The following is a 21,394-nucleotide window of genomic DNA, read 5'->3' as shown; positions in this document are numbered from 1 at the left end:
CTGATTTCTCACTTGTTGATATCGACACGGTCACCGTGGACATAGGTGTTCTTGCCAAGAATATCGATGGCGTCGCCTTTTATTTCGATGCCTTCGGGGGTCAGCTTGATACTGCTGCCGCCCACCTGAAGAATGATGTGCTGCTTGGCACTGACCTGAATGAACTGGTTGTCGACCTGAATCGTCAGCGAGCCTTCCTGGACATTCATCACCGTGTCTTTCTTGATCGTTTCGGTGTGCGTGCCACCGACCTTGATCGTGCGATTGCTACCGACGGTATGGACTTCATCGACCTCGATCTCGGTGTCCATGTTGCGCTCGGCATGCATGATGATCTGCTCGGCACCGGCCTTGTCTTCGAAGCGGAAGAAGTTCGCCGTGCCGCCGTCACCTTTCATCGACCGCGTCAGAAACCCACTCTGGGTCTTGTTCGCCGGCAGCGACCAGGGCGGGGTGTTCTGGCTGTTGTAGAGGCTACCCATGACCAGCGGGCGGTCTGGATCACCATCAAGGAAAGCCACAACCACCTCGTCGCCAACGCGAGGGATCAAGACACTACCGAAGCCGCCACTGGCTCCGGACTGCGCGACACGAACCCAGCAGGAGCTCTTGTCGTTGAACTCGCCGTAACGATCCCAGTGAAACTGTACTTTCACCCGACCCAGTTCATCGGTGTAGATCTCCTCGCCAGGTGGGCCGACAACAATGGCGGTTTGCGGACCGGAAATCGTTGGCGTTAGAGTGTCGAGCTGCGGTCGGAACTTGATTTTCTTGCGTACGCAAAAAAACTCATTGGCATAACCCGCCTGCCCGCCGGACAGGTAATTATTACTGCCCCGGTGCTGGATGCTCATCAGCAAAAACTGTCGATCTTCGACTGAGCCATTATCGTGCTCGTAATGCTGCGTGAGTTCGAACGTGTAGCCGGGGCGCATCGCCCGGCAGTTGCTCGCACCAGCAAACGCCTTGCCTTTAAGTTCCAGTGCCTCGATGCGATTACGCACCAGCACTTCGCCATCGTCGTAGGTTCCATGGGTGTACTGGCCCATGAAATCGTAAATCTCGTAGGCCGGTACATCACCCTGCTGATTCAGACTATTCATGATCACTGGAAGGCGGTTTTGAGGCTGGCGGTAATCGAAGGTCTGAACCGCTATCTTGCTCGACTGCAACTCCCTCTCTGCATTCCAGTGGGTGATCGAGTCCGCTGTTTCAGTAATGGATGCCGTATGAAAACGTACTTGAGGCTGCTCAGGCAGCGCAGGCAACTGGGTTGAATCATCCATGATGATCAACGTGTGACTATCGGCAGTGTGCTCGAAGTAAAAGAACAGCCCTTCGTGCTCCAGCAGGCGCATCACGAAATGCCGATCACTTTCCCGATACTGAGTGATGTAGCTATGGGGTTTGAGCGTACGGTTGATGCGAAACTCGAACTTGGCCAGCCCTTCATAACGACTGAACACTTTGGTAATCACTTGTTCGACCGTTTGGTCCTGGAAAATCTGCGAGTCAAAGCGCTGTTCAAGCAAACTGAGCCAAGAGCCGATCAGCGCCGAATAACGACACATCCCACCATCACTGCCATTGCTGCCGAAACGCAATACATGCCCGTTGATGTAACGACTTGCGCCCGTAGCCAGTTCGATCTCGATCGTCGCCGACTGCCCCATGGCACTCTTGAGTTTTACGCCGGCATCATCGGACAACAGATCCAACTGGAAACCGAACTCCATCGACAGGCCTTCGTGTCCGACGAAAGACTCAAGCAAGAGCTCCTGGCCACTTTTGAGCGGCATGGTCAGTTTGAACAGGCGCCGGTTCTGCGCGGTAAACAGGGATGAAAGGTCCATTGTCATGTGTAACTCCTGGAATCAATGTTCGGGCAACCACCGCATTAACGTTCTGGTCGTCAGGAACCTGTCGACTGGCGAAGGGAACCCATCCATTTAAACAACCGGCCCAGCCACCAGCGGCTGCGGGCTTCGCGTATTTCGTCGATTTGCATGAAGGTGTAGGGGGTTGGCATTTTGCGCTCACGGATATGAAGGGTGCGGAGGCCTCGGATGCTGTGGCGTAAGTAAAACAAAATAATTACAGAACACCCCGCGCAGATGACTAGCGCAACCATGCCACCCGTTTCCGCACCCACCGACTTCAGAAACATACTGCCTGTGAGTGTCGAGACACCGGAAATCAATCCGAGGTTATAACTCTTGGAATTCACAATTTTTTTAGGTCGAGCTGTAACTCTATTGCCTACGCATTCGAAAGGAAAAAAAGAGGATTTACTATAAAAAATCACCAAAAACATCAGAAACACGATAGTGATCGGTGCTGTCCCAATGACTACAGACCTAGGATCTCCCTTGCCAAAAGAATCTGAAGCAATCAAGTACGCCAAACTACTGGAAATATAAGGAAAGGTAAATATCGCAGCTGACAATATAGCCGCAAAAAATACAACAAACCTCTCACAATAATAAATCAAATATAGACTAAAACAAAAAACAACAACTACAAGAAACAAATACCACCACCAAGAACACTCCAAGGTCAAGGGCCCAAAAACACCAAAAAAAGCAGCCATAAAAAACATTAAAAAAATATGTTTTTTTATATTATTCGCGTCAATCATGAAAATTTCACTCAAAACCGCCCGCCCACATCAAGCCGAAGAGCGCAGGGAGCCTAACCATTTCAACAATCTACCCATCCACCACCGGTTACGGGCTTCACGAATCTCATCAATTCTCATGAAGGTGTAGGGGATAGGCATGCCACGCTCTTGCAGGCGAAGAGTACGGATACCGCGAATTATGTGACGGAGACGTATTAACAAATATACGCACATACAAGTCCCTAATAAAATAGAAACCGCCCCTCCACTAAACGAGCCTACAGATTTAACAAACAGACTACCAATCAAAGTGGAGACTCCTACAAACACCCCACCAACGAATCCAAAATCCTTTGCCTTGAACTCACGAGCAGCGACTTTTCCACCATCAATTTCAAAAGGAAAGAATGAAGACTTCGTAAAATAAATCAGAAAAAACAATGCAACCACTATTAGCATAGGCCCTACCCCAGCCATGACCGCACCGACCACACCAAGCCCTAAATCCTTCTTCGAAAGCAAGTAACTTAAACTGGATAACAGATAAATAAACGAATACAAACCAGCACAAAGCATTATCAATACGAAGCTTGTATATCGTTCACACCGATAAGCCAAATACAAAGTAGCGTTCAGCATGAAAAAAACAATCGATATATATAGATACCAGTAATAGGGAAATCCAGACACCTTGAACCCCCCCACAAATGCCACCGCAAAAAACATGAGCCACGGGAGTTTTTTTATCATATATGCATCTGGATTAAACATCTAACACTCTCATTTTTTTAGGTAGTCCGCAATTTCTTTATCAGCCCCACTGCTCCCCATATACGCTTGTACGGCAGTACCACCCACCCAACCAACTGCTAAAACTATAACCAGCGGCGCTCCGAGCGCACCAGCAATAGCTGTAAAAATCATCCCCCCCGCAAAAGCGGCAACGTTAGTAGGCTGACTTTCGGTAGACTTCCTATAAAACTCACCCATCGACGTTGAACTTGTATAATCCAGATAAGCCTGCGGCCCAACGGCTAACGCAAAACCCACCACATTACCCGTCATGAACTTGAGTCCGCCTGTCGCTCCGTTTGCATGAACCATGGCACGCTGATTAAGCGCCCCTCTGGTTCCATAAGCCGGAAGATGAGCAACTTGCCCTCCAACCCGACCGAGCACCTTGTAACTTTGTGCCTGAGCAGTAATCGGCACCTCAAAGTGCAACTGCCCTGCAACCCGAATCAGTTTTATCCTGCCTTTGAAGGCTTTTTTAGCGGATGTCGAGTTCGCTGTGCCCCGACTATTGGCCCACTTGATCAGTTTTTTCTTGTCGGCCGCGGAGAGATCCAGCAAGTCTACAACCGACTTCGACTTGGAAAATGCAGCTACGCTGGTGCCTGCACTCACCAACGTGCCAGGCAAGTTGGCTGGAGAAAACAACAAAGGGCCTACCTCCGGGATGGCCGCTGCGGTTTTCTGTAATTCTTTCAGCGCTTCGACGGAAACGTCCTTCGCCGAAGACAAATTCCTGATTAACGAGCGCAGTAACTGCAAGGACTCTTGCGCCTCACTCGGCGACATGTCCAATTCGGGCGAGGCCAGTTCATGGGCAAGAAACATCGCCGCGTTGTAATCGCTCGTCGCGTAGTAACCGGCAAAATTTTGCGGCGCAGGGAAAGACCGCGAGGCGATCTCGCTGGGAAATGAAAGATTGCCGCCACCGATCAATCCGGCTTGTTGACGCGTTCCACGGGGGTTCGCCACTGTGCAGGGTAAAAACCTTTCGTCCATGTTCCTTTCTCCTGATACCGCCTTCCCGAAAAGATCTTCGGCAAAACCTGCTCCGTGCAATAACTGACCAATCTTTCTTGGGCCATACTCCGTTCAAAGAGCATTGCCCCATCAACCATCACGAAAAAAACCGCTGTTTCGATTGTCTTCCTGAATCACAAACGGCGGAAAATGACCCGTGGGTGCGACAACCACCCTGCGGGAAAAGTGCCGAAGGATTTCAACAAAAATAGAACTGCGTCACATTTTTTAATCGTCCCCCGAGCACGTGCGAAAGGAAACACCTATGCAACACCAAGTGTCAAGCCGGTATTTTTTGTTCAGGAAATCATATGTCGAAATGCTGGCACATCATTCATCGCCTCCGAATCGCTTATCCGCGTCCAATATTGGACCGGCTTCACATAGATACTGATTAAATATTTGATCCACCACCTCGCCGAAACCATTGAATTGGCTGGATTTCGGAACTACCTGACAGACACATCCCACAAGTAGTGGCAAGCAGACATCATTGTGACCAGTAATCAAACACAGAAAAGTCCGTCCCCATGAATATCGAAAAACTGAAAGAAAAAACCCTGAAGCTACGGTCCGCCATCGATGCATTGAAGGCAAAGGACCCTGCTGTAACCCAACTGGATCTAGAGCTGTCGCCCCTGATGGACCGGGCTGAACGAGGTCAAATCCGCACGCCTTTGGAGTGGCGAGATATCCCTGGACGCTACTTGTTCACTGAACACGGCTTGCAGCAATACGCAGAACTTGAACTGGCTTTTGCGGAGTTTAAAATCGAACTGACTGGCGGAGAATCCCCGACGCTACTCCGACTGAAAGCCCGAATGGCTCCGCCGTCCGGAACAGCCTGACAAAATCCGCGAAAAGAACGCCTGCCATATTCCCGCCACGCGCCAATGCCATCATCCCCTCCCGATTAATATGACACTTGCACTGCAATAGTTCTGAAATCGCCAATCAATCCGGAACTGGGTGAACCGGTTCACCTTTTACAAATTATTTTCAATTAAAAATTGGATCCACCACGCCTCTGAAACCATTGAATTGACTGGCTTTCGGAACTATCCGACAGAGACATCCCACAAATAGTGGCAAGCGGACATCATTGCAGCATCTAACAAAAACGAGAAAAAATCCGTCCCCGAATGAAACTTTCGATACGACGTGTTGCCATACACGACGTTACTGGCAACTCGATATCCATATGCCAGCATCACACTTCCGATTGTTTCCGGCAGTGTGATTTTTTGATGACGAACACCAGCAATCACTTCTCGTGGACGGATGTCCACTTGTGAATCAAGTCACTCGACATGCTCTCCGGTTTTATTCCAGGAAGGTGCGAAGTGCTCAAGGACGATGTACCGATGACTCAAACGTTTTTTGATGTTGAAGCATTGATCCAGCTGCGAAGCCAGACCCGGGCCATTTCCGATGCGCTCAAGGCGCAGGCCTCGGATTATCTGGCGACCCTGGCTTTGCTGATTCGTCCGCAAGCGTTTTTCGGTGAATACCTGCAGGGCGCGCAACGCAGCAGCGGGCGCGAGACCCAGCACCATTTCAAGGAACTCAAGGAGCTCTTCGACCGCATCGGCTCGGCCGCTCCGTTCCAGCTGGTCAATGAACTCGAAGTGCCCCTCAACCTGCTCAGTACGACCCCGCAATTGTTTGCGCTGGAGTACGACAAGGTGCTGTCCCAAAGCGGTCAATCCATTCGCATCACCAGCCCCGTGCGCTGGGTGGTGGGCTTCAGTTCGTTCGACCTGGCCCGTTTTCGCACCGTCATCAAAGACCCCAATCGCAGCAGCGCCGAGCTGTACCGCTTCGTGGTGCATTACCTGGTGCTGTTCTACTGCCTGAGCAAGTCGCCCGGCATCAGCCGCCTGCTCGAAGGCCTGCGTTTCCCCGTCAGTTTCGAACGCTTGAAGGAGTTCGGCGACCTGCCCTTCTGCGTCATCAGCTCGCCGGTTCGCTCGCAGTTGCCGGACGAGGCCGTGATCCGCAGCAGCACCCAGATCGCCGGCAACACCAGCTTCGAAGAGCTGGTGGGGCACGCCAACATCATGGAAATGAACGATGAAATCCGTCAGCGCCTGCTGCTGACGATCGAAGGAATGTAACGCGCTCGGCCACCCATTGAACCGACACGCAAACGACTTGCAGCGAATTGTTCGCACAGGAGATCACGATGGCGAAGAAGGAAAGTACCCAGCACAAACTCGACCGCGTCCGCGCGCCTCGGGTCCATATCACCTACGACGTGGATATCGGTGACGCTCAGGAAAAGAAAGAGCTGCCCTTTGTCGTCGGTGTGCTGGGCGATTTCTCCGGCAACCCGCTGGAGCCGCTGCCGAAGCTCAAGGACCGCAAGTTCATTTTCATCGACCGCGACAACTTCAACGGCGTGCTCAAGGGCATCAAGCCGCGCCTGACCTACCGCGTCGACAACACCCTGGCGAAAAACGGCACGCAGCTGGGTGTCGAGCTCAACTTCAACGCTCTCGAAGACTTCGAACCGCAGAACGTGGTCAAGCAGGTCGAGCCGCTGCGCAAGCTGCTGGAAGTGCGCAACAAGCTGGCGGACCTGCGCAACAAGATGGGCGGCAACGACAAGCTCGAAGAGCTGCTGATGGACGTGTTGCAGAACACCGAGAAGTTGAAAACCCTGGGCAAGGAATTCGGCCGTGAAGCCGCCGTTCCGGCCACCGACGGCAAAGCGTAGGAGCCTGACGATGAACGACAAGCAAACCGTGACTCAACAGGACAGCACGCTGGTTGAAGTGGACAGCTTCACCGCGCAATCCTCGTTGCTCGACAGCATCATTTCCGAAAGCCGCGTGGCCCGTTCCGAGACTGAACGCACCCGTACCCGCGACCTGATCGGCGAACTGGTCAACCAGATCCTGGAAGGCGAAATGACGCCGAGCAAGGACCTGATCGCCGTGCTCGATGCGCGCATCGCCGAGATCGACGCGATGCTCTCCGAGCAGATGAACGAAATCATGCACGCCAGTGAGTTCCAGCAGCTGGAAGCCTCCTGGCGCGGCCTGAAGTATCAGGTGGACCAGACCGAGACCAGCACCACGCTGAAGATCCACTTGCTCAACGCGTCGAAGAAAGACCTGGTACGCGACCTCAAGGCCGCTTCCGAATTCGACCAGAGCGCGCTGTTCAAGAAGATCTACGAAGAAGAATACGGCACCTTCGGCGGTGCACCGTTCGGCATGCTGCTGGGTGACTACGAGTTCAACCGCAGCCCGGAAGACATGTACCTGCTCGAAGAGATCTCCCACGTCGCCGCGGCCGCCCATGCGCCGTTCATCTCGGCGGCTTCGCCTGAGCTGTTTGGCTGGGATTCGTTCACCGACATGTCCGGCCCACGGGATCTGGCGAAGATTTTCGACACCGTCGAATACGCCAAGTGGAAGTCCTTCCGTGCCTCGGAAGACTCGCGTTATGTCGGCCTGACCCTGCCCCACGTGCTCGGTCGCCTGCCTTACGGCCCGGATACCACGCCGGTCGAGGAATTCAACTTTGTCGAAAGCGTCGACGGACGCGACCACAACAAGTACCTGTGGATGAACGCCGCCTACGCGCTGGGCACCCGGGTCACCGATGCGTTTTCCCGTTACGGCTGGTGCGTGGCGATTCGTGGCGTCGAGGGTGGTGGCCTGGTGGAAGGCCTGCCGACCCACACGTTCAAGACCGATGACGGTGAAATCGCCCTCAAGTGCCCGACCGAAATCGCGATCACCGACCGCCGTGAAAAAGAGCTGTCGGACCTCGGCTTCATTCCGCTGGTGCACTGCAAGGGCACGGACTACGCCGCGTTCTTCGGCACCCAGTCGGCGCAGAAGCAGAAGCAGTACAACACCGACATCGCCAACGCCAACGCCCGGCTTTCCGCGCAGTTGCAGTACATCTTCGCCACCTCGCGCATCGCCCACTACATGAAGGCGATCATGCGCGACAAGATCGGCAGCTTCGCCTCGCGCAAGGATGTCGAGCTGTTCCTCAACAAGTGGCTGTCGAGCTACGTGTTGCTGGACGACACCGCGAGCCAGGAAGCCAAGGCCAAGTTCCCGTTGCGCGAAGCCCGCGCCGAGGTGTTCGAAGTGCCGGGCAAGCCGGGGGTGTACAAGGCCGTGACCTACCTGCGCCCGCACTACCAACTGGACGAGCTCACCGCTTCGTTGCGCCTGGTCGCTGAATTGCCGCAATCGACCCGCGGCTGATCATGCACATTGCCAGGGAGGCAATATGAGTAGTCAACACAAGCTGTTGCCATCACTGCTGGACCGGTTGCTGGACGATCGTCCGCACCAGTCCATCGAAGCGTCATCGCAGCGCTTGTGTTCGCTGGCCGATTACAAGGCCAGCATCGTTCGCGACCTGGAGATCCTGGTCAATACCCGCCAGTCCCTGGTCGCCAACGAGCTGGATGGTTTCGTCAATCTGGGCGGCACCATCCTCGACTACGGCATGCCGGATTTCACCAGTCGCAGCGTGCTTGACCCCAAGGATCGCCTGTTGATCCAGCGGCAGCTGGAGAAGGCGATCTCGGTCGGCGACCGGCGCTTTCGCAGCGTCAAGGTCCAACTGCTTGCCCAACAGACCGGCCAACGCATGCTGACCTTTCGCGTGGACGCGGTCCTGCGCCTGCAGGACGTCACCCGTCAGGTGTCCTTCGACGCGGTGCTGCAGGTCAACACCCAGGAATACAAAGTGCAGAACCTCAACTGATGCTCGACGATCTGCTGCCCTATTACGAAAAGGAACTGTCGCACCTGCGCTTTTTGGGCCAGGAGTTTGCGAGCCAGTATCCGAAAATCGCTTCGCGGTTGCTCATCGAGGGCGATAACTGCGAAGACCCGCATACCGAGCGCTTGATCGAAGCCTTCTCGTTCCTGTCTGCACGGGTACACAAAAAACTCGACGACGAGCTGCCGGAAATCGTCGAGTCGTTTCTCGAAGTGCTGTACCCGCACTACCTGCGCCCTACCCCGTCGATGTCGATCGTCGAGTTCAACCTGGGCAAGCAGGAAAAAGTCACCGAAGCCTTCCGTGTGCCCCGGCATACCGAAATCAGTGCCAACCCGATCGATGGCGTGGTGTGTAAATTCCGCACCTGCTACCCGGTCGAGCTGTGGCCGGTGGCGGTGCAACAGGCATCGTTCATCGAGATGGAGCGTTCGGCGTTCAACGGCCAAAGCGCTGACCTGGTCGCGCGCTTGCGCATCGGCCTGGTGGCGACCGGCGACGTGATGTTCGGCAAGCTGGAACTGGACCGCCTGCGGTTCTTCCTCGACGGCGAAAGCACGTTGATACTGCAACTGTACGAACTGCTGTTCAACAACCTGGCCAAGGCCACGCTGACCTTCGAAGATCAGGGCCGCACCCGCGAAGTCGCCTTGCCGGCCAACGCACTGAAAACCGTCGGTTATGGCCTGGACGAAGGCCTGGTGGATTACTCCGAGCGCTCGTTCCTCGGCTACCGCCTGCTCCACGAGTACTTCACCTTCCCCGACAAGTTCATGTTCTTCGACCTGTCGGGCTTTGCACGAATTCTGGCGGGCAAAGACGTCGAGAAAGTCGAGGTCAATTTCTACTTCTCCGACTACGACCTGAGCGACCGTCTGGCGCGCCTGACGCAGAACATCGGGCGCAACAACTTCAAGCTCAACTGCACGCCGATCATCAACCTGTTCCGCCAGCAGGCCGAGCCGATCAAGTTGACCCACGCCCAGCACGAGTACGCGGTGACGCCGGATGTGCGTCTGCAAAGCTCGGCCGAAGTGGTGTCCATCGACCGCGTCCGACGCGTGCGCAAAGTGGGCAGCATCGACCAGGTGGGCACTTGCCATCCGTTTTTCGAGCCCCGTGGCGATCAGGGTCCGGGCCAGAGCTTCTGGATTGCCCGGCGTCGAGCCGTACAGACCGGCCAGCGCGATGGCTCGAACGTGTTTATCCGGGTGGTCGATCGAGAACTGGGGCTGATGGAAGCCAACAACGATACGTTGAGCATCCGCCTGACCTGCAGCAACCGCGACCTGCCGCTGATGTTGCCTTTCGGTGGCGAGCGCGGCGATTTCACTATCCCGGGCAACTCGGTGATCAAGGACATCCGTTGCCTGCGCAAGCCCACCGCCACCGCTCGCGTGCCGCTGGGCAACGGCGTGATCTGGCGGCTGATTTCGCACCTGTCGCTGAACCATATGTCGCTGGTGTCCCGCGGTCGCGAAGTGCTGCTGGAGCTGTTGTCGCTCTACAACTACCGCAACCTGTCGGCACTGCGCAAACAGATCAACGGCATCGTCTCGGTGAGCAGCGAGCCGGTAGTGGCGCGCATCGGCCACCCGCGGCCGAACTTCGTGCGCGGCGTCGGCATCACCCTCAATTTCGATGAAAGCCAATACACCGGCAGCGGTGTGTTCCTGTTCGGCATGGTGCTCGATCACTTCTTTGGTCAGTACTGCACCATGAACAGTTTTACCCAATTAACCCTTCGCACCTTGCAGCGCGAAAAGAGAGTCGTCCAATGGCCACCGCGAACCGGCGATCAACCCCTGGTCTGATCGACCAGGCAAGGGCTGAGCCGCACCGATTCGAGTTTTTCCAATTGGTGCGCCTGCTTCGCCTGCATTACAGCAGAACCGGGCGCATGGACCTGGAAACCCGACCGCACGAAGACCCTCTGCGTTTTCGCTCGCAGCTGTCGCTCAACTTCCCGGCCAGTGAAGTCAGCGACCTGCAGTTCGAGCGTGAAGGCAAGGTGTCCGTGGCCGGCCTGCCGCTGTCCGAGATGCAAGTCACCTTCATGGGCCTGGTCGGGCCCTCGGGTGTGTTGCCGCGCCCGTACACCGAGCTGCTGATCGAGCGGCACGTCCAGTACCGCGATGACGCGGCCCATGCCTTCCTCGACATCTTTTCGCACCGCATGACCACGCTGTTCTACGAGGCCTGGCAAAAGTACAAGTTCTACATCGAGTACGAACGCAACGGTACTTCGGACTTCGATCGCTACCTGCTCAACCTGGTGGGTTTCGGTCCCGAGGCGCAGAAGCAGAAATTCGACCGGCAAGGCTCGCCCCTGCGCCGTGAACTGTTCAGCTATTTCTCCGGGCTGTTTGCGCAGAAACCGCGCAACGCGTTGAACCTGGAAGCGATGCTGTCTTTTTATTTTTCGCTGCCATTCAAGGTCAAGCCGTTTGCCGGTCGCTGGCTGAAACTCGACGCCGGCCAGTGCACGCAACTGGGGCGCAAGAACGCCGTGCTCGGGCAAAGCGCCGTCGCCGGCAACCGGGTCTGGGACTACCAGTCGTGCGTGCGCATCGAGATGGGTCCACTGGAGCTGGCCGACTATCAACGCTTCCAGCCAGGCACCGAGGACTACCGGAAACTGGTGGAACTGGTGCGTTTCTATGTCGGCGCCGAACTCGACTTCCAGTTGGCGCCCAAGCTCAAACCCCAGGCCGTGCCCGTTGCTCGCCTGGGGCACCAAGGCAATGTTTCGCTGGGCTGGCTCGGCTGGCTCAAGCGCCCGGACTCCGACGTCGAGCCATCCCGTTGTGCCCTCTTCCACATTCCTTTTGATGGGGTCTCCCTGTGAACCTGAAGTCCCTGTTTGCCAAGCTCAACGACACCAGCCGCGCCGCCACTGAAAGCGCCGCCGCCTTGTGCCTGTCGGAACACCATTACGATGTCGAAATCGAGCACCTGTTGTTGCAGTTGCTCGACAGCCACGACAACGACCTGCCGGCCATCCTGCGTCATTACGACGTGGTGCCCGAACGCTTGCAGGCGCAGCTGGTGACGGCACTGGGGACGTTCAAGAAAGGCAATACGCGCACGCCGGCACTGTCGCCGCACCTGACCCGCATGATCGAACAGGCGTGGGTCCTGGCGTCCATCGAGTTCGGCCAGGCGCAGATCCGCACCGGTCATCTGTTGCAAGCCTTGCTCGATGACGACGAACTGCGCCGCGTGGTGGTCGCCAGCGCCGCCGAGCTTGAGAAAATCAACGCCGACGACTTGCGCGTCAACCTCGGCGCGCTGGTGGAAAGCAGCGCCGAGTCGAAACAGGCCAAACCGCTGGGCACGTCCGACGTCGCCAGCGCCGGCACGGTAAAAGGCAACGGCAAGACCCCGGCCCTCGATCAATACACCATCAACCTCACGCAAAGCGCTCGCGAAGGCCGGATCGACCCGGTGCTGGGCCGGGAGTTCGAGGTGCGGCAGATGGTCGACATCCTCACCCGCCGCCGCCAGAACAACCCGATCCTCACCGGTGAGGCCGGCGTCGGCAAAACCGCCGTGGTCGAAGGCCTGGCCCTGCGCATCATCCAGGGTGACGTGCCGTCGGTGCTCAAGGGCGTCGCCATCCACACCCTGGACCTGGGCCTGTTGCAGGCCGGTGCCGGCGTGAAGGGCGAATTCGAAAACCGTCTCAAGTCGGTGATTGAAGAAACCAAGCGCAGCCTGCATCCGATCATTCTGTTCATCGACGAAGCGCACACCCTGATCGGCTCGGGTGGCCAGGCCGGGCAGAACGATGCCGCCAACCTGCTCAAGCCAGCCCTGGCCCGGGGCGAACTGCGCACCATCGCCGCGACCACCTGGGCCGAGTACAAGAAGTACTTCGAGAAAGATGCCGCACTGGCGCGGCGCTTCCAGGTGGTGAAGGTCGAAGAGCCGGACGAAGACAAGGCGATCCACATGCTGCGCGGCCTGCTGGCCAAGATGCAGGAGCACCACAAGGTCACGGTGATGGACGAAGCGCTGGTGCAGGCCGTGCGCCTGTCCAATCGCTACATCACCGGCCGCCAGTTGCCGGACAAGGCCGTCAGCGTGCTGGACACCGCCTGCGCCCGGGTGGCCCTCGGTCAATCGGCGCAGCCGGGACCGCTGGAAGACTGCAAACGCCAGATCGACAACCTGCAAGCGGAAATCGCGGTACTGCAGCAGGAAGCCGCCAAAGGCAGCGACCACGCCCGACGCCTGACTGCCCTCAATACCGAACTGCAAAGCGCACAGCAGACCCGCGACGTCCTCGAACAACAGTGGCAACGCGAACTGCAACTGGTGGAAAAACTCGGCGCCCTCAGCCACCCGGAGAATCAGACGCCGGATGCCCAGGAGATTGCCGCGGTGCGCGCCGAACTGGCCAGCGTCCAGGGTGAGCAACCGCTGGTGCATGCCCTGGTGGATGGCGGGACCATCGGCGAAGTGATTTCCGGCTGGACCGGCATTCCATTGGGCAAGATGCTGCGCGATGAAATCGAAACCGTGCAGCGCCTGCCGGCGTTGCTGGGCGAACGGGTGCTCGGCCAGGACCACGCACTGCACGAAATCGGCAAGCGCATCAAGATTTCCCGCGCGCGCATGGAAGACCCGAACAAACCGATCGGCGTGTTCCTGCTGCTCGGCCCGAGCGGCGTCGGCAAGACCGAAACCGCACTGGCGCTGGCCGACACCCTGTACGGCGGCGAGCGCAACGTCATCACCATCAACATGTCCGAGTACCAGGAAGCCCACACTGTCTCCAGCCTCAAGGGTTCGCCACCGGGCTACGTCGGCTATGGCGAGGGCGGCGTGCTGACCGAGGCGGTGCGACGCAAGCCGTACAGCGTGGTGCTGCTCGATGAAGTGGAGAAAGCCCACCCGGACGTGCTCGAACTGTTTTTCCAGGTGTTCGACAAAGGCGTGCTGGATGACGGCGAAGGTCGCGAGATCAACTTCCGCAATACCGTGATCATCCTCACGTCCAACACCGGCACCGACCGCATCATGCAGTGGTGCCTCAATGCTCAGCCACAACCGACGCCGCAGGACATCGTCGAAGGGCTGCGTGACGAGTTGAACCAGGTGTTCAAGCCCGCCTTCCTCGGCCGCCTGACCATCGTCCCCTACTACCCGGTCAAGGACGCGATTCTCGAGCGCATCGTCGCGCTCAAGCTTGCGCGCATCCGCCAGCGCTTCGAGCGCAATCATCAAGCGCAGTTGAGCTACGACGAAGCACTGGTCAAGGCGATTGCCTCGCGCTGCACCGAGGTCGACAGCGGCGCCCGCAACATCGACAACATTTTGTCCCAGACCCTGATGCCGGAACTGGCCCAGCGGGTCCTGGAGCGCATGGCGCAGGACAAACCGATTCAGAGTTTGAACATCGAGTTGGGCAGCGACGGCGATTTCGCCTATCGCCTGAACTGATCGGGCATTAACAGGTAGTGGTCATGGACAAGAGATATTCAGGGAAGCGTCCCGAAAGGACGACGTTGGCCAAATGCCTGACGGCGGTGGCGATGATGACGGTACTCAGCGCCTGCGGCGTCACCGACCGGGTCGGCAAGCGGGTCGACAATACCTGGGCCGGCGACATGCTGTTCGAGGATAACGAGAAAGTCATCCTGACGTCCGACGGCGGCAATCAGCTCAACCCCGACGCGTCCGGCAAGCCGCTTTCGGTGGTGCTGCGGGTGTACCAGCTGACATCGCTGGAGCGCTTTGCGTCGGTGGATGCCGACTCGCTGTGGGACGACCCGCAAAAAGCCCTCGGCAATACCCTGATCGAAAACCGCGAAATCACCTTGTTGCCGGGCATGGGGCAAGTCGACAAGTGGCCGCTGAACAAGGCAGCGGGCTATGTCGGCGTCGCGGCTTTTTTCCGCAACGACGAGAACAGCCGCTGGAAGGTCGCGTTCGACGCCAACTCCCTGCGCAAGGACGGCATCTGGTTCTCCTCCGACGGCTTGCGTGTGCTGGTGGACAACAACACGGTGTCTGCCGTCAGTGGTGTCGATGTCCTCGATAAACCCAAGACCCAGGAACAACTGGCCAAAGCCGCTGAGCAACCGGCCGAACCCACGCTGACCGAGCGCGTGCAGGACGCCGTGGTGCAAAAAGCCCAGGACCAGGCGAGTGCCTCCGCGCAAAAAGCCGTGGAGTCGAAATTGAATTCATTATTGGAAAGCGCTCAATGAGTAAGCAAAGCCGGGTGATGTGGTCCGAAGGCATGTTCCTTTTGCCACAACATTTCCAGTATCAGGATGAGTTCCACCAACATCAGCTGGCGCAGGCGACCCTGCGCAACACGCCTTTTCACTGGGGCGTGCAGCTGCTGGAAGTGGACGAGGAAGCCCTCGCCACCGGCTCCCTGCAGCTCAAGCGCCTGAAGCTGGTGTTTCCCGACGGCAGCCTGTTCGACGCACCGCAGCACGACCCGCTGCCGGCGGCCCGTGACCTGAAGGACCTGCTCAAGGGCAACGACCTGAAGGTCTACGCCGCGCTGAAACTGCCCGAGCCATTCGGCCTCAATTACGTCGAAGACGGTCAGGAGCAGAAGACCGGGCGACGCTTTCGCAAGCAGTTCGACACCTTGCCGGACCTCAACGAAGGCGACCTGGAAAACGAAATCACCAGCCTGCGCCTGAACGTGGTGATGCTGATCGACGGCGACAACCTCGATGGCTACACCTGGTGCCCGATTGCCCGGCTGTCGCGCAACAACATCGGCGGCTTCAACCTCGACGGGCATTTCGTGCACCCGACGCTGCACCTGGGCACCCACGACACCCTGGTCGGACTGGGCAAGCGTTTGCTCGGCGCCCTGCAATCCAAGAGCAAGGCCTTGTCGGGTCGGCGTCGCGAGCGCGCGGACCAAATTGCCGAATTTGGCTCCAGCGACGTCACCCTGTTCTGGCTGTTGAACACGGTGAACCGTGCCCACCCGAGCCTGGCGCACCTGCTCGCGCATCCGCGCCTGCACCCCGAGCGCTTGTATCTGTTCCTGGCCGAACTCGCCGGCGGCCTGCTGACGTTCTCGCTGGATACGCAGCTCAACGACATCCCCGAATACGACCACCACGACCCGGCGGCCTCGCTGGTCAAGCTCGACGAAATGATTCGCGTGCTGCTCGACAACGTCGTGCCGAACCAGTGTGTGGTGATCAACCTGACCCAGACCAAACCCTCTTACTGGCAAGGGCAGTTGCACGACCCACGGCTGGCCGAGGCGGACTTCTATATCTCCGTGCACGCCGACATGCCGGGCGCAAGCCTGCTGGAGCTGGTGCCACGGGCGTTCAAGGTCGGCTCGCCGGAAGACATCGAAGTGGTGGTCAACAGCGCCATGCCCGGCGTCACCCTCAATCATTCGACCCGCCTGCCCAATGCGATTCCGGTGCGACTGGACAATCACTACTTCTCCATCGAGCCCCATGGCCGGGTGTATGAACGAATGATGAGCGCCCAGGCCATCTCTTTCTACGCGCCCAGCGCCTTCACCAACCTCAAGCTTGAACTGATGGCGGTACTCAAATGACCGAAGCCGTACTGCAAGGCGCCGTTGCGGCCGCCCGTGAAAAACCGACGCTCAAAGACCTGGTGCAAGACTTCATCAGCATGGCGCTGATCGTGCGCAAGGGCCGGCAAGTGACGTCGGTCAGCGCCTTCGAGGCCAGCGTCGACAGCTTCTTCAAGGCACTGGAGCGCGATGCCCGCAGCGCCAACTACAGCGTCGAACAAGTGAAGGACACTCAGTACGCCCTGTGTGCGTTCCTCGATGAAAGCGTGTTGCGCTCCGGGGACAACGAGTTGCGCCGGCACTTTGAATTGCAGCCGTTGCAGTTCCGCTATTTCGGCGTGCACCTGGCCGGTGAAGGCTTCTTCGAAAAAATCGATGCCCTGCGTGGCGACGTCAAACAGCACCTCGATGTGCTCGAGGTCTACCACCTGTGCCTGGCCCTGGGTTTCGAAGGCAAGTTCAGCCTCGGGCAAAAGGATCAGCTGCGTTACCTGGCCAATACCCTGGGCCAGGACATCGCGCGTTATCGCAAGACGCCCAAGGCCCTCTCGCCTGACTGGGCGTTGCCCGACCAAGTCTCGCAAATGCTGCGCCATGAAGTTCCCCTCTGGCTCTACCTGGCGCTGATTGCGCTGGTCTGCGCAGGTGTCTACCTGACGCTGGACTGGTTGCTGGCCAAGGACGTAGCCGCGTTGTCCGAACAAATCAGCCAGCTGTTCAGTGCCTGAGCACAGGTCAGGTAACCGAGTCAGGAAGACATGAAGACATTATTGCGTTTGTTGAAAAGCTTTTGGTTCCTCGTTCCCGCCCTGTGGCTGGCGAGCCTGGCGGTCTGCTGGTTCGTCGCGCCGCATGTGAGCTGGCTGCGCGGTTATGCGCCGGAGGCGATGGCGATCGTCAGCGCCTTCTACCTGCTGATCATTGTGCTGCGTCAGTACAAGCGTATCCGGGCCGAGCACAACCTTGAAAACCTGGTGCAGATCGAAGTCGATCGTTCGCTCAAATCCGCCGGTGAATTCCGCGATCAGCAGGTGCTGCGCGAACGCCTCAAGCACGCCATCGCGATGCTGCGCACCGACCGCTCGGCCGGTGGCGGCGGCTCGTCGGCACTTTACGATTTGCCGTGGTACCTGGTCATCGGCATGTCCGCGGCGGGCAAGACCTCTTTGCTGACCCGCTCGGGCCTTTCCGCAAGCATTGCCAGCAGCGCCAACGACACCGAAAGCGGCACCCAGCATTGCGATTGGTATTTCAGCCCCGAGGCCGTGATGATCGATACGGCCGGCCGTTACCTGCGCGACGACCCGTCGGCCAGCGAATTCGCCGCCTTCCTGCGCATGCTGAAAAAACAACGCAGCAAGGCCGCCGTCAACGGTCTGGTGCTGGTGGTGAGCCTGCCTGAACTGCTGGCATGCAGTGCCGCCGAGCGCAACGAACTCGCCGCGCAACTGGTGTCGCGCATCGAGGAGTACAACGCTTGCCTGGACGCCAGCCCACCGATCTACCTGATGCTGAGCAAGACCGATCAACTGCCGGGCTTCAGCCAGGCGTTCGAGGGCCTGGACCTGAACGAACGCCAGCAACCGCTGGGTATGACCTTCGGTTTGTCCGAGATCCGCAACCAGGGCCTGCGCCCGGTGCTGGATGCCAAGCTGGCCAACCTGCACAGCCATATTCGCCGTCACGTCGACGCCCAGATGATTGCGCTGGGTGCCGATGCCAACAGCGCACTGCTGAACTTCCCGAACTATTTCGCCGAGCTTTCCGGGGTGCTGGAGCAGTTTCTCCAGCACTTCGCCGAGACCGGTCGCAGCGGTGCGCCGCTGTTGCTGCGCGGGCTGTATTTCACCAGCGCCCTGCAGACCGACCAGCAGCTGGGCCAGGTGTATGAAGACGACCTGGCCGAGTCGTTCGCCCTGCAACCGGAACATGAGCAACCGGAACATGAGCAAGGGTCGCCAGGCACCGGCAAGAAAATCAGCGACCGCAGCTATTTCATTACCGATACGTTCCGCCGGGTGATCTTCCCGGACCGCGACCTGACCCTTTATCAGTCGCGCCTTGGCAAGAACAGCTCCGTCAGCCCTGCCCTGCTGGGTCTGGCGGTACTGGCCGGTGTCGCGTTCATTGGCTGGCAAGCCCTGTCGTTCCAGAACAACCGTCAGTGGCTGGCCACGTTGCGCGAGCAACTGAGCGAGCTGCAACAGTCCCCGGAGCGTGCCGGGTTGCTCGCCTCGGGCCAAGGCCTGGAGCTGTTGCGCGAGCAGCTCTCGGCCATCGAGAAGAACCGTGCCAAAGGCGTGCCGTTGCAGTTGGGCGCAGGCCTGTATCGCGGTGACGACATCTACCGCGTCGCGCAAGCCGCCTATTTGCAACAACTGCGTACCCAGGCGCTGGAACCCGTCACCTTGCAACTGCAATTGCAGATGCGCGCCTTCAACGAGTTCGCCAAAACCATGGACCCGCAGAACAGCTTTGCCTCGGCGGCGTCCAAGGCCGACGCTGCCAAAGGCCGTGCGCAAGGCCTGAAGCTGCCCACCCGCCTGAACGGCTTGCCGCGCAGTACCGGTGAGGCGGCCAGTCGCCTGAGCGGCGCGGCCAAGGGCGCTGCCAACAAGGCACGCGGCGAAGCGCTGGCAGCACTGCGTAACCCGGCCACGGCCAGCGATGCCGCGGATTTGTCGGCGACCACCGGCGGGCTGTCGTTGTCCGAAGAAATGCTCGGGCGGCTGGATGAGCGACAAGTCGCGTCCATCATCGAGTCGTATAACGCACTGAAGCTCTACCTGATGCTGACGCAACCCGGCACCCACCCGGACCCGGAGTTCGTCGGCGCTGCGTTGCCGGTGGCCTGGGCCAATACCGCCAGTGCCGACAACCCTGTCAGCACCGCGGTGATCCAGGACAACTCGCCGGTCTACGTGCAATTGCTCAAGAATGGCCAGGCACCGTCCTTGTCGCGTAACGAGCAACTCATCAGCGAAACCCGCAACAGCCTGAAGTCCTTCATGATTTCCAGCTCGCTGGTGGACCGTGAATACCTGCGCCTGCAACTCGAATCCAGCCGTCAGTTCCCGGCCGTGGGCTTGAGCGACCTGGTGCCGATGCCCGGCCGGCAGTTGCTGTACGGCACCGAGGTGGTGCCGGCGATTTTCACCCGCCAGGGTTGGGAACAGTTCGTCAAGCCTGAGCTGATCAAGCTGGTGTCGGGCAACCTGCAAAACGAATCGGACTGGGTGCTCGACGGCGAAGGCGGCGACAGCATCGTGCAGAAAGCCAATTTCATCCGCGAGTTCATGACGCGCTACAAGCGCGACTACACCCAGGCCTGGTACACCCTGATCGACAGCGTCGGCGTTCGCCATTTCACCGACATGGCCAACGCCACCCAACAGCTGGCCCTGCTCAGCGACGTGCAGAACTCGCCGGTGAAAATCCTCCTGGCGGCGGTCAACGACAACACCCAATGGGATGTCCCGGCCCCCCGCGAAACACTGCCGGCGGGCGTCAAGCCCGATGACGGATTCTGGGGCAGCGTCAGCGGGATTTTCGATGGCAAAAACACCTCGCCCAGCGCGCTGATTTCGCCTTTGCCGGCGGTCGACGACGGCAGCCTGGCGAAGCGCTTCGAGCCTGTGTCGCGGGTGTTCGCCGTGCAAAACGCCGAAGGCGCCGACAGCACGATCATGGACCGCTACCTCGCGGCCTTGCGCAAGCTCAAGGTGCGGATGAACAACATCCAGCGCTCCCAGGACGTGGGCAAGAGCAGCAAGCAACTGATCAGCGAAACCCTCGAAGGGCTGCCAAGCGAAGTGACCAGCGTGCGCAACTATGTCGAGACCACCGTCGACACCAGCCAGGGTCGCCTGTCTGAATCCTTGCAGGGCCTGTTCAGCCTGCCGATCCAGTTTGCCTGGGAAACCCTGCGCGACCCGGCCGGCCAGCAGATTGCCAAGGCCTGGGCACAGCAGATCGCCAAGCCGTGGGAGCAAGTCATGGCGCACCGTTACCCGATTGCGCCAGGCAGCCGCAATGAAGCTTCGGTCAAGGACCTGCAGCGTTTCGTCGACCCGGAGTCCGGGCTGCTGCCGAACTTCAAGCGCAACGAAATCGGCAACCTGTCCGGAGGCGAAGGCCTGGGGATGAGCAGCAACAGCAAGGCAACGCCGCTGGTCAACCCGAACATGGTCAACAGCATCGACAAGGCCAGCTCGTTGGGCCAGGTGATCGCCAGCCTGTCGGACCGCGACAACGGCTTCGAGATCATGCTCGAACCTTCCGCCAACCTGACCGACATCATCTTCACCCTCGATGGCCAGGTGCAGCACTACCGCAACGGCAAGACCAGCTGGAGCCGCTTCTCCTGGCCGGGCACCACCACCACGCCGGGCGCACGCCTGGATGTGGTGACCCTGACCGGCGAGCGCATCACGGTGTTCGACTACCCGGGCCGCTGGGGCCTGCTGCGCATGAACGACAGCGCACGGGTCAGCGATCTGGACGGCATCCAGCAGCGCTTCAGCTGGAACACCGACAGTGGCCCGGTCAGCCTCGCCGTGCGCAACTACGGCGGCGTCAAGTTGACCGACCTGGCCAACGTCAAGGCCTTGAGCGCGCTCAACGCCAAAGAAGGTCAAGCGCTGTGAGCCGCCGCACCTTGAACC

General features: G+C 58.7%; 16 protein-coding genes. 12 read left to right on the top strand and 4 right to left on the bottom strand.

Features of this window, described 5'->3' with window-relative positions; all coding sequences use genetic code 11:
* Positions 1-8 precede the first annotated feature (8 nt).
* The 4 genes from tssI to PMI26_RS04900 are packed head-to-tail and all read right to left on the bottom strand — an operon-like array spanning position 9 to position 4,411.
* Positions 9-1,859: a type VI secretion system Vgr family protein gene (tssI, locus tag PMI26_RS04885; RefSeq protein WP_007978750.1), complete on the bottom strand. Its 1,851-nt coding sequence runs from the start codon at positions 1,857-1,859 to the stop codon at positions 9-11.
* Between the two features lie 53 nt (positions 1,860-1,912).
* Positions 1,913-2,638, bottom strand: a complete 726-nt coding sequence (locus PMI26_RS04890; protein WP_007978749.1) for a hypothetical protein — start codon at positions 2,636-2,638, stop codon at positions 1,913-1,915.
* A gap of 30 nt (positions 2,639-2,668) precedes the next feature.
* Positions 2,669-3,391 (bottom strand): hypothetical protein, encoded by a 723-nt coding sequence (locus tag PMI26_RS04895; protein WP_007978747.1) that lies wholly within the window; start codon positions 3,389-3,391, stop codon positions 2,669-2,671.
* A gap of 9 nt (positions 3,392-3,400) precedes the next feature.
* Positions 3,401-4,411 carry a hypothetical protein gene (locus PMI26_RS04900; protein ID WP_007978745.1) on the bottom strand — a complete coding sequence of 337 codons (1,011 nt, stop codon included), beginning with the start codon at positions 4,409-4,411 and terminating at the stop codon, positions 3,401-3,403.
* 551 nt (positions 4,412-4,962) lie between these two features.
* Here PMI26_RS04900 and PMI26_RS04905 point away from each other — a divergent pair.
* The 12 genes from PMI26_RS04905 (at position 4,963) to PMI26_RS04960 (ending at position 21,376) form a co-directional block, all read left to right on the top strand.
* Positions 4,963-5,280, top strand: coding sequence for a hypothetical protein (locus PMI26_RS04905; RefSeq protein WP_007978743.1), 318 nt, complete (start codon positions 4,963-4,965; stop codon positions 5,278-5,280).
* 516 nt (positions 5,281-5,796) lie between these two features.
* Positions 5,797-6,549, top strand: coding sequence for a hypothetical protein (locus tag PMI26_RS04910; protein ID WP_007978741.1), 753 nt, complete (start codon positions 5,797-5,799; stop codon positions 6,547-6,549).
* 68 nt (positions 6,550-6,617) lie between these two features.
* The gene (tssB, locus tag PMI26_RS04915; protein WP_007978739.1) at positions 6,618-7,151 is read left to right on the top strand and encodes a type VI secretion system contractile sheath small subunit; all 534 of its coding nucleotides are present in this window, start codon (positions 6,618-6,620) and stop codon (positions 7,149-7,151) included.
* 10 nt (positions 7,152-7,161) lie between these two features.
* A complete protein-coding gene (gene tssC / locus PMI26_RS04920; RefSeq protein WP_007978737.1) occupies positions 7,162-8,664 on the top strand; it encodes a type VI secretion system contractile sheath large subunit in 1,503 nt (500 codons plus the stop codon).
* Between the two features lie 25 nt (positions 8,665-8,689).
* Positions 8,690-9,172, top strand: a complete 483-nt coding sequence (gene tssE, locus PMI26_RS04925; RefSeq protein WP_007978733.1) for a type VI secretion system baseplate subunit TssE — start codon at positions 8,690-8,692, stop codon at positions 9,170-9,172.
* Positions 9,172-11,004, top strand: coding sequence for a type VI secretion system baseplate subunit TssF (gene tssF, locus PMI26_RS04930; RefSeq protein WP_007978731.1), 1,833 nt, complete (start codon positions 9,172-9,174; stop codon positions 11,002-11,004). Before tssE ends, tssF begins: the two co-directional genes overlap by 1 nt.
* Positions 10,968-12,038: a type VI secretion system baseplate subunit TssG gene (gene tssG / locus PMI26_RS04935; protein ID WP_007978729.1), complete on the top strand. Its 1,071-nt coding sequence runs from the start codon at positions 10,968-10,970 to the stop codon at positions 12,036-12,038. Before tssF ends, tssG begins: the two co-directional genes overlap by 37 nt.
* Complete coding sequence (gene tssH, locus PMI26_RS04940; RefSeq protein ID WP_007978726.1) at positions 12,035-14,638, top strand: type VI secretion system ATPase TssH; 2,604 nt, start codon at positions 12,035-12,037, stop codon at positions 14,636-14,638. Before tssG ends, tssH begins: the two co-directional genes overlap by 4 nt.
* Before the next feature lie 23 nt (positions 14,639-14,661).
* Positions 14,662-15,408, top strand: coding sequence for a type VI secretion system lipoprotein TssJ (tssJ, locus tag PMI26_RS04945; RefSeq protein ID WP_007978724.1), 747 nt, complete (start codon positions 14,662-14,664; stop codon positions 15,406-15,408).
* On the top strand, positions 15,405-16,748 hold the full coding sequence (tssK, locus tag PMI26_RS04950) for a type VI secretion system baseplate subunit TssK (protein WP_007978722.1): 1,344 nt from the start codon (positions 15,405-15,407) through the stop codon (positions 16,746-16,748). The genes tssJ and tssK overlap by 4 nt, the downstream gene beginning before the upstream one ends.
* On the top strand, positions 16,745-17,458 hold the full coding sequence (icmH, locus tag PMI26_RS04955) for a type IVB secretion system protein IcmH/DotU (protein WP_007978720.1): 714 nt from the start codon (positions 16,745-16,747) through the stop codon (positions 17,456-17,458). Before tssK ends, icmH begins: the two co-directional genes overlap by 4 nt.
* A 30-nt stretch (positions 17,459-17,488) precedes the next feature.
* Positions 17,489-21,376, top strand: coding sequence for a type VI secretion protein IcmF/TssM N-terminal domain-containing protein (locus PMI26_RS04960; protein WP_007978718.1), 3,888 nt, complete (start codon positions 17,489-17,491; stop codon positions 21,374-21,376).
* The last annotated feature ends 18 nt before the right edge of the window (positions 21,377-21,394 follow it).

Source organism: Pseudomonas sp. GM33 (genome assembly GCF_000282295.1).
Lineage (GTDB): Bacteria > Pseudomonadota > Gammaproteobacteria > Pseudomonadales > Pseudomonadaceae > Aquipseudomonas > Aquipseudomonas laurylsulfatiphila.
This window is presented reverse-complemented; position numbering and strand designations above follow the sequence as displayed.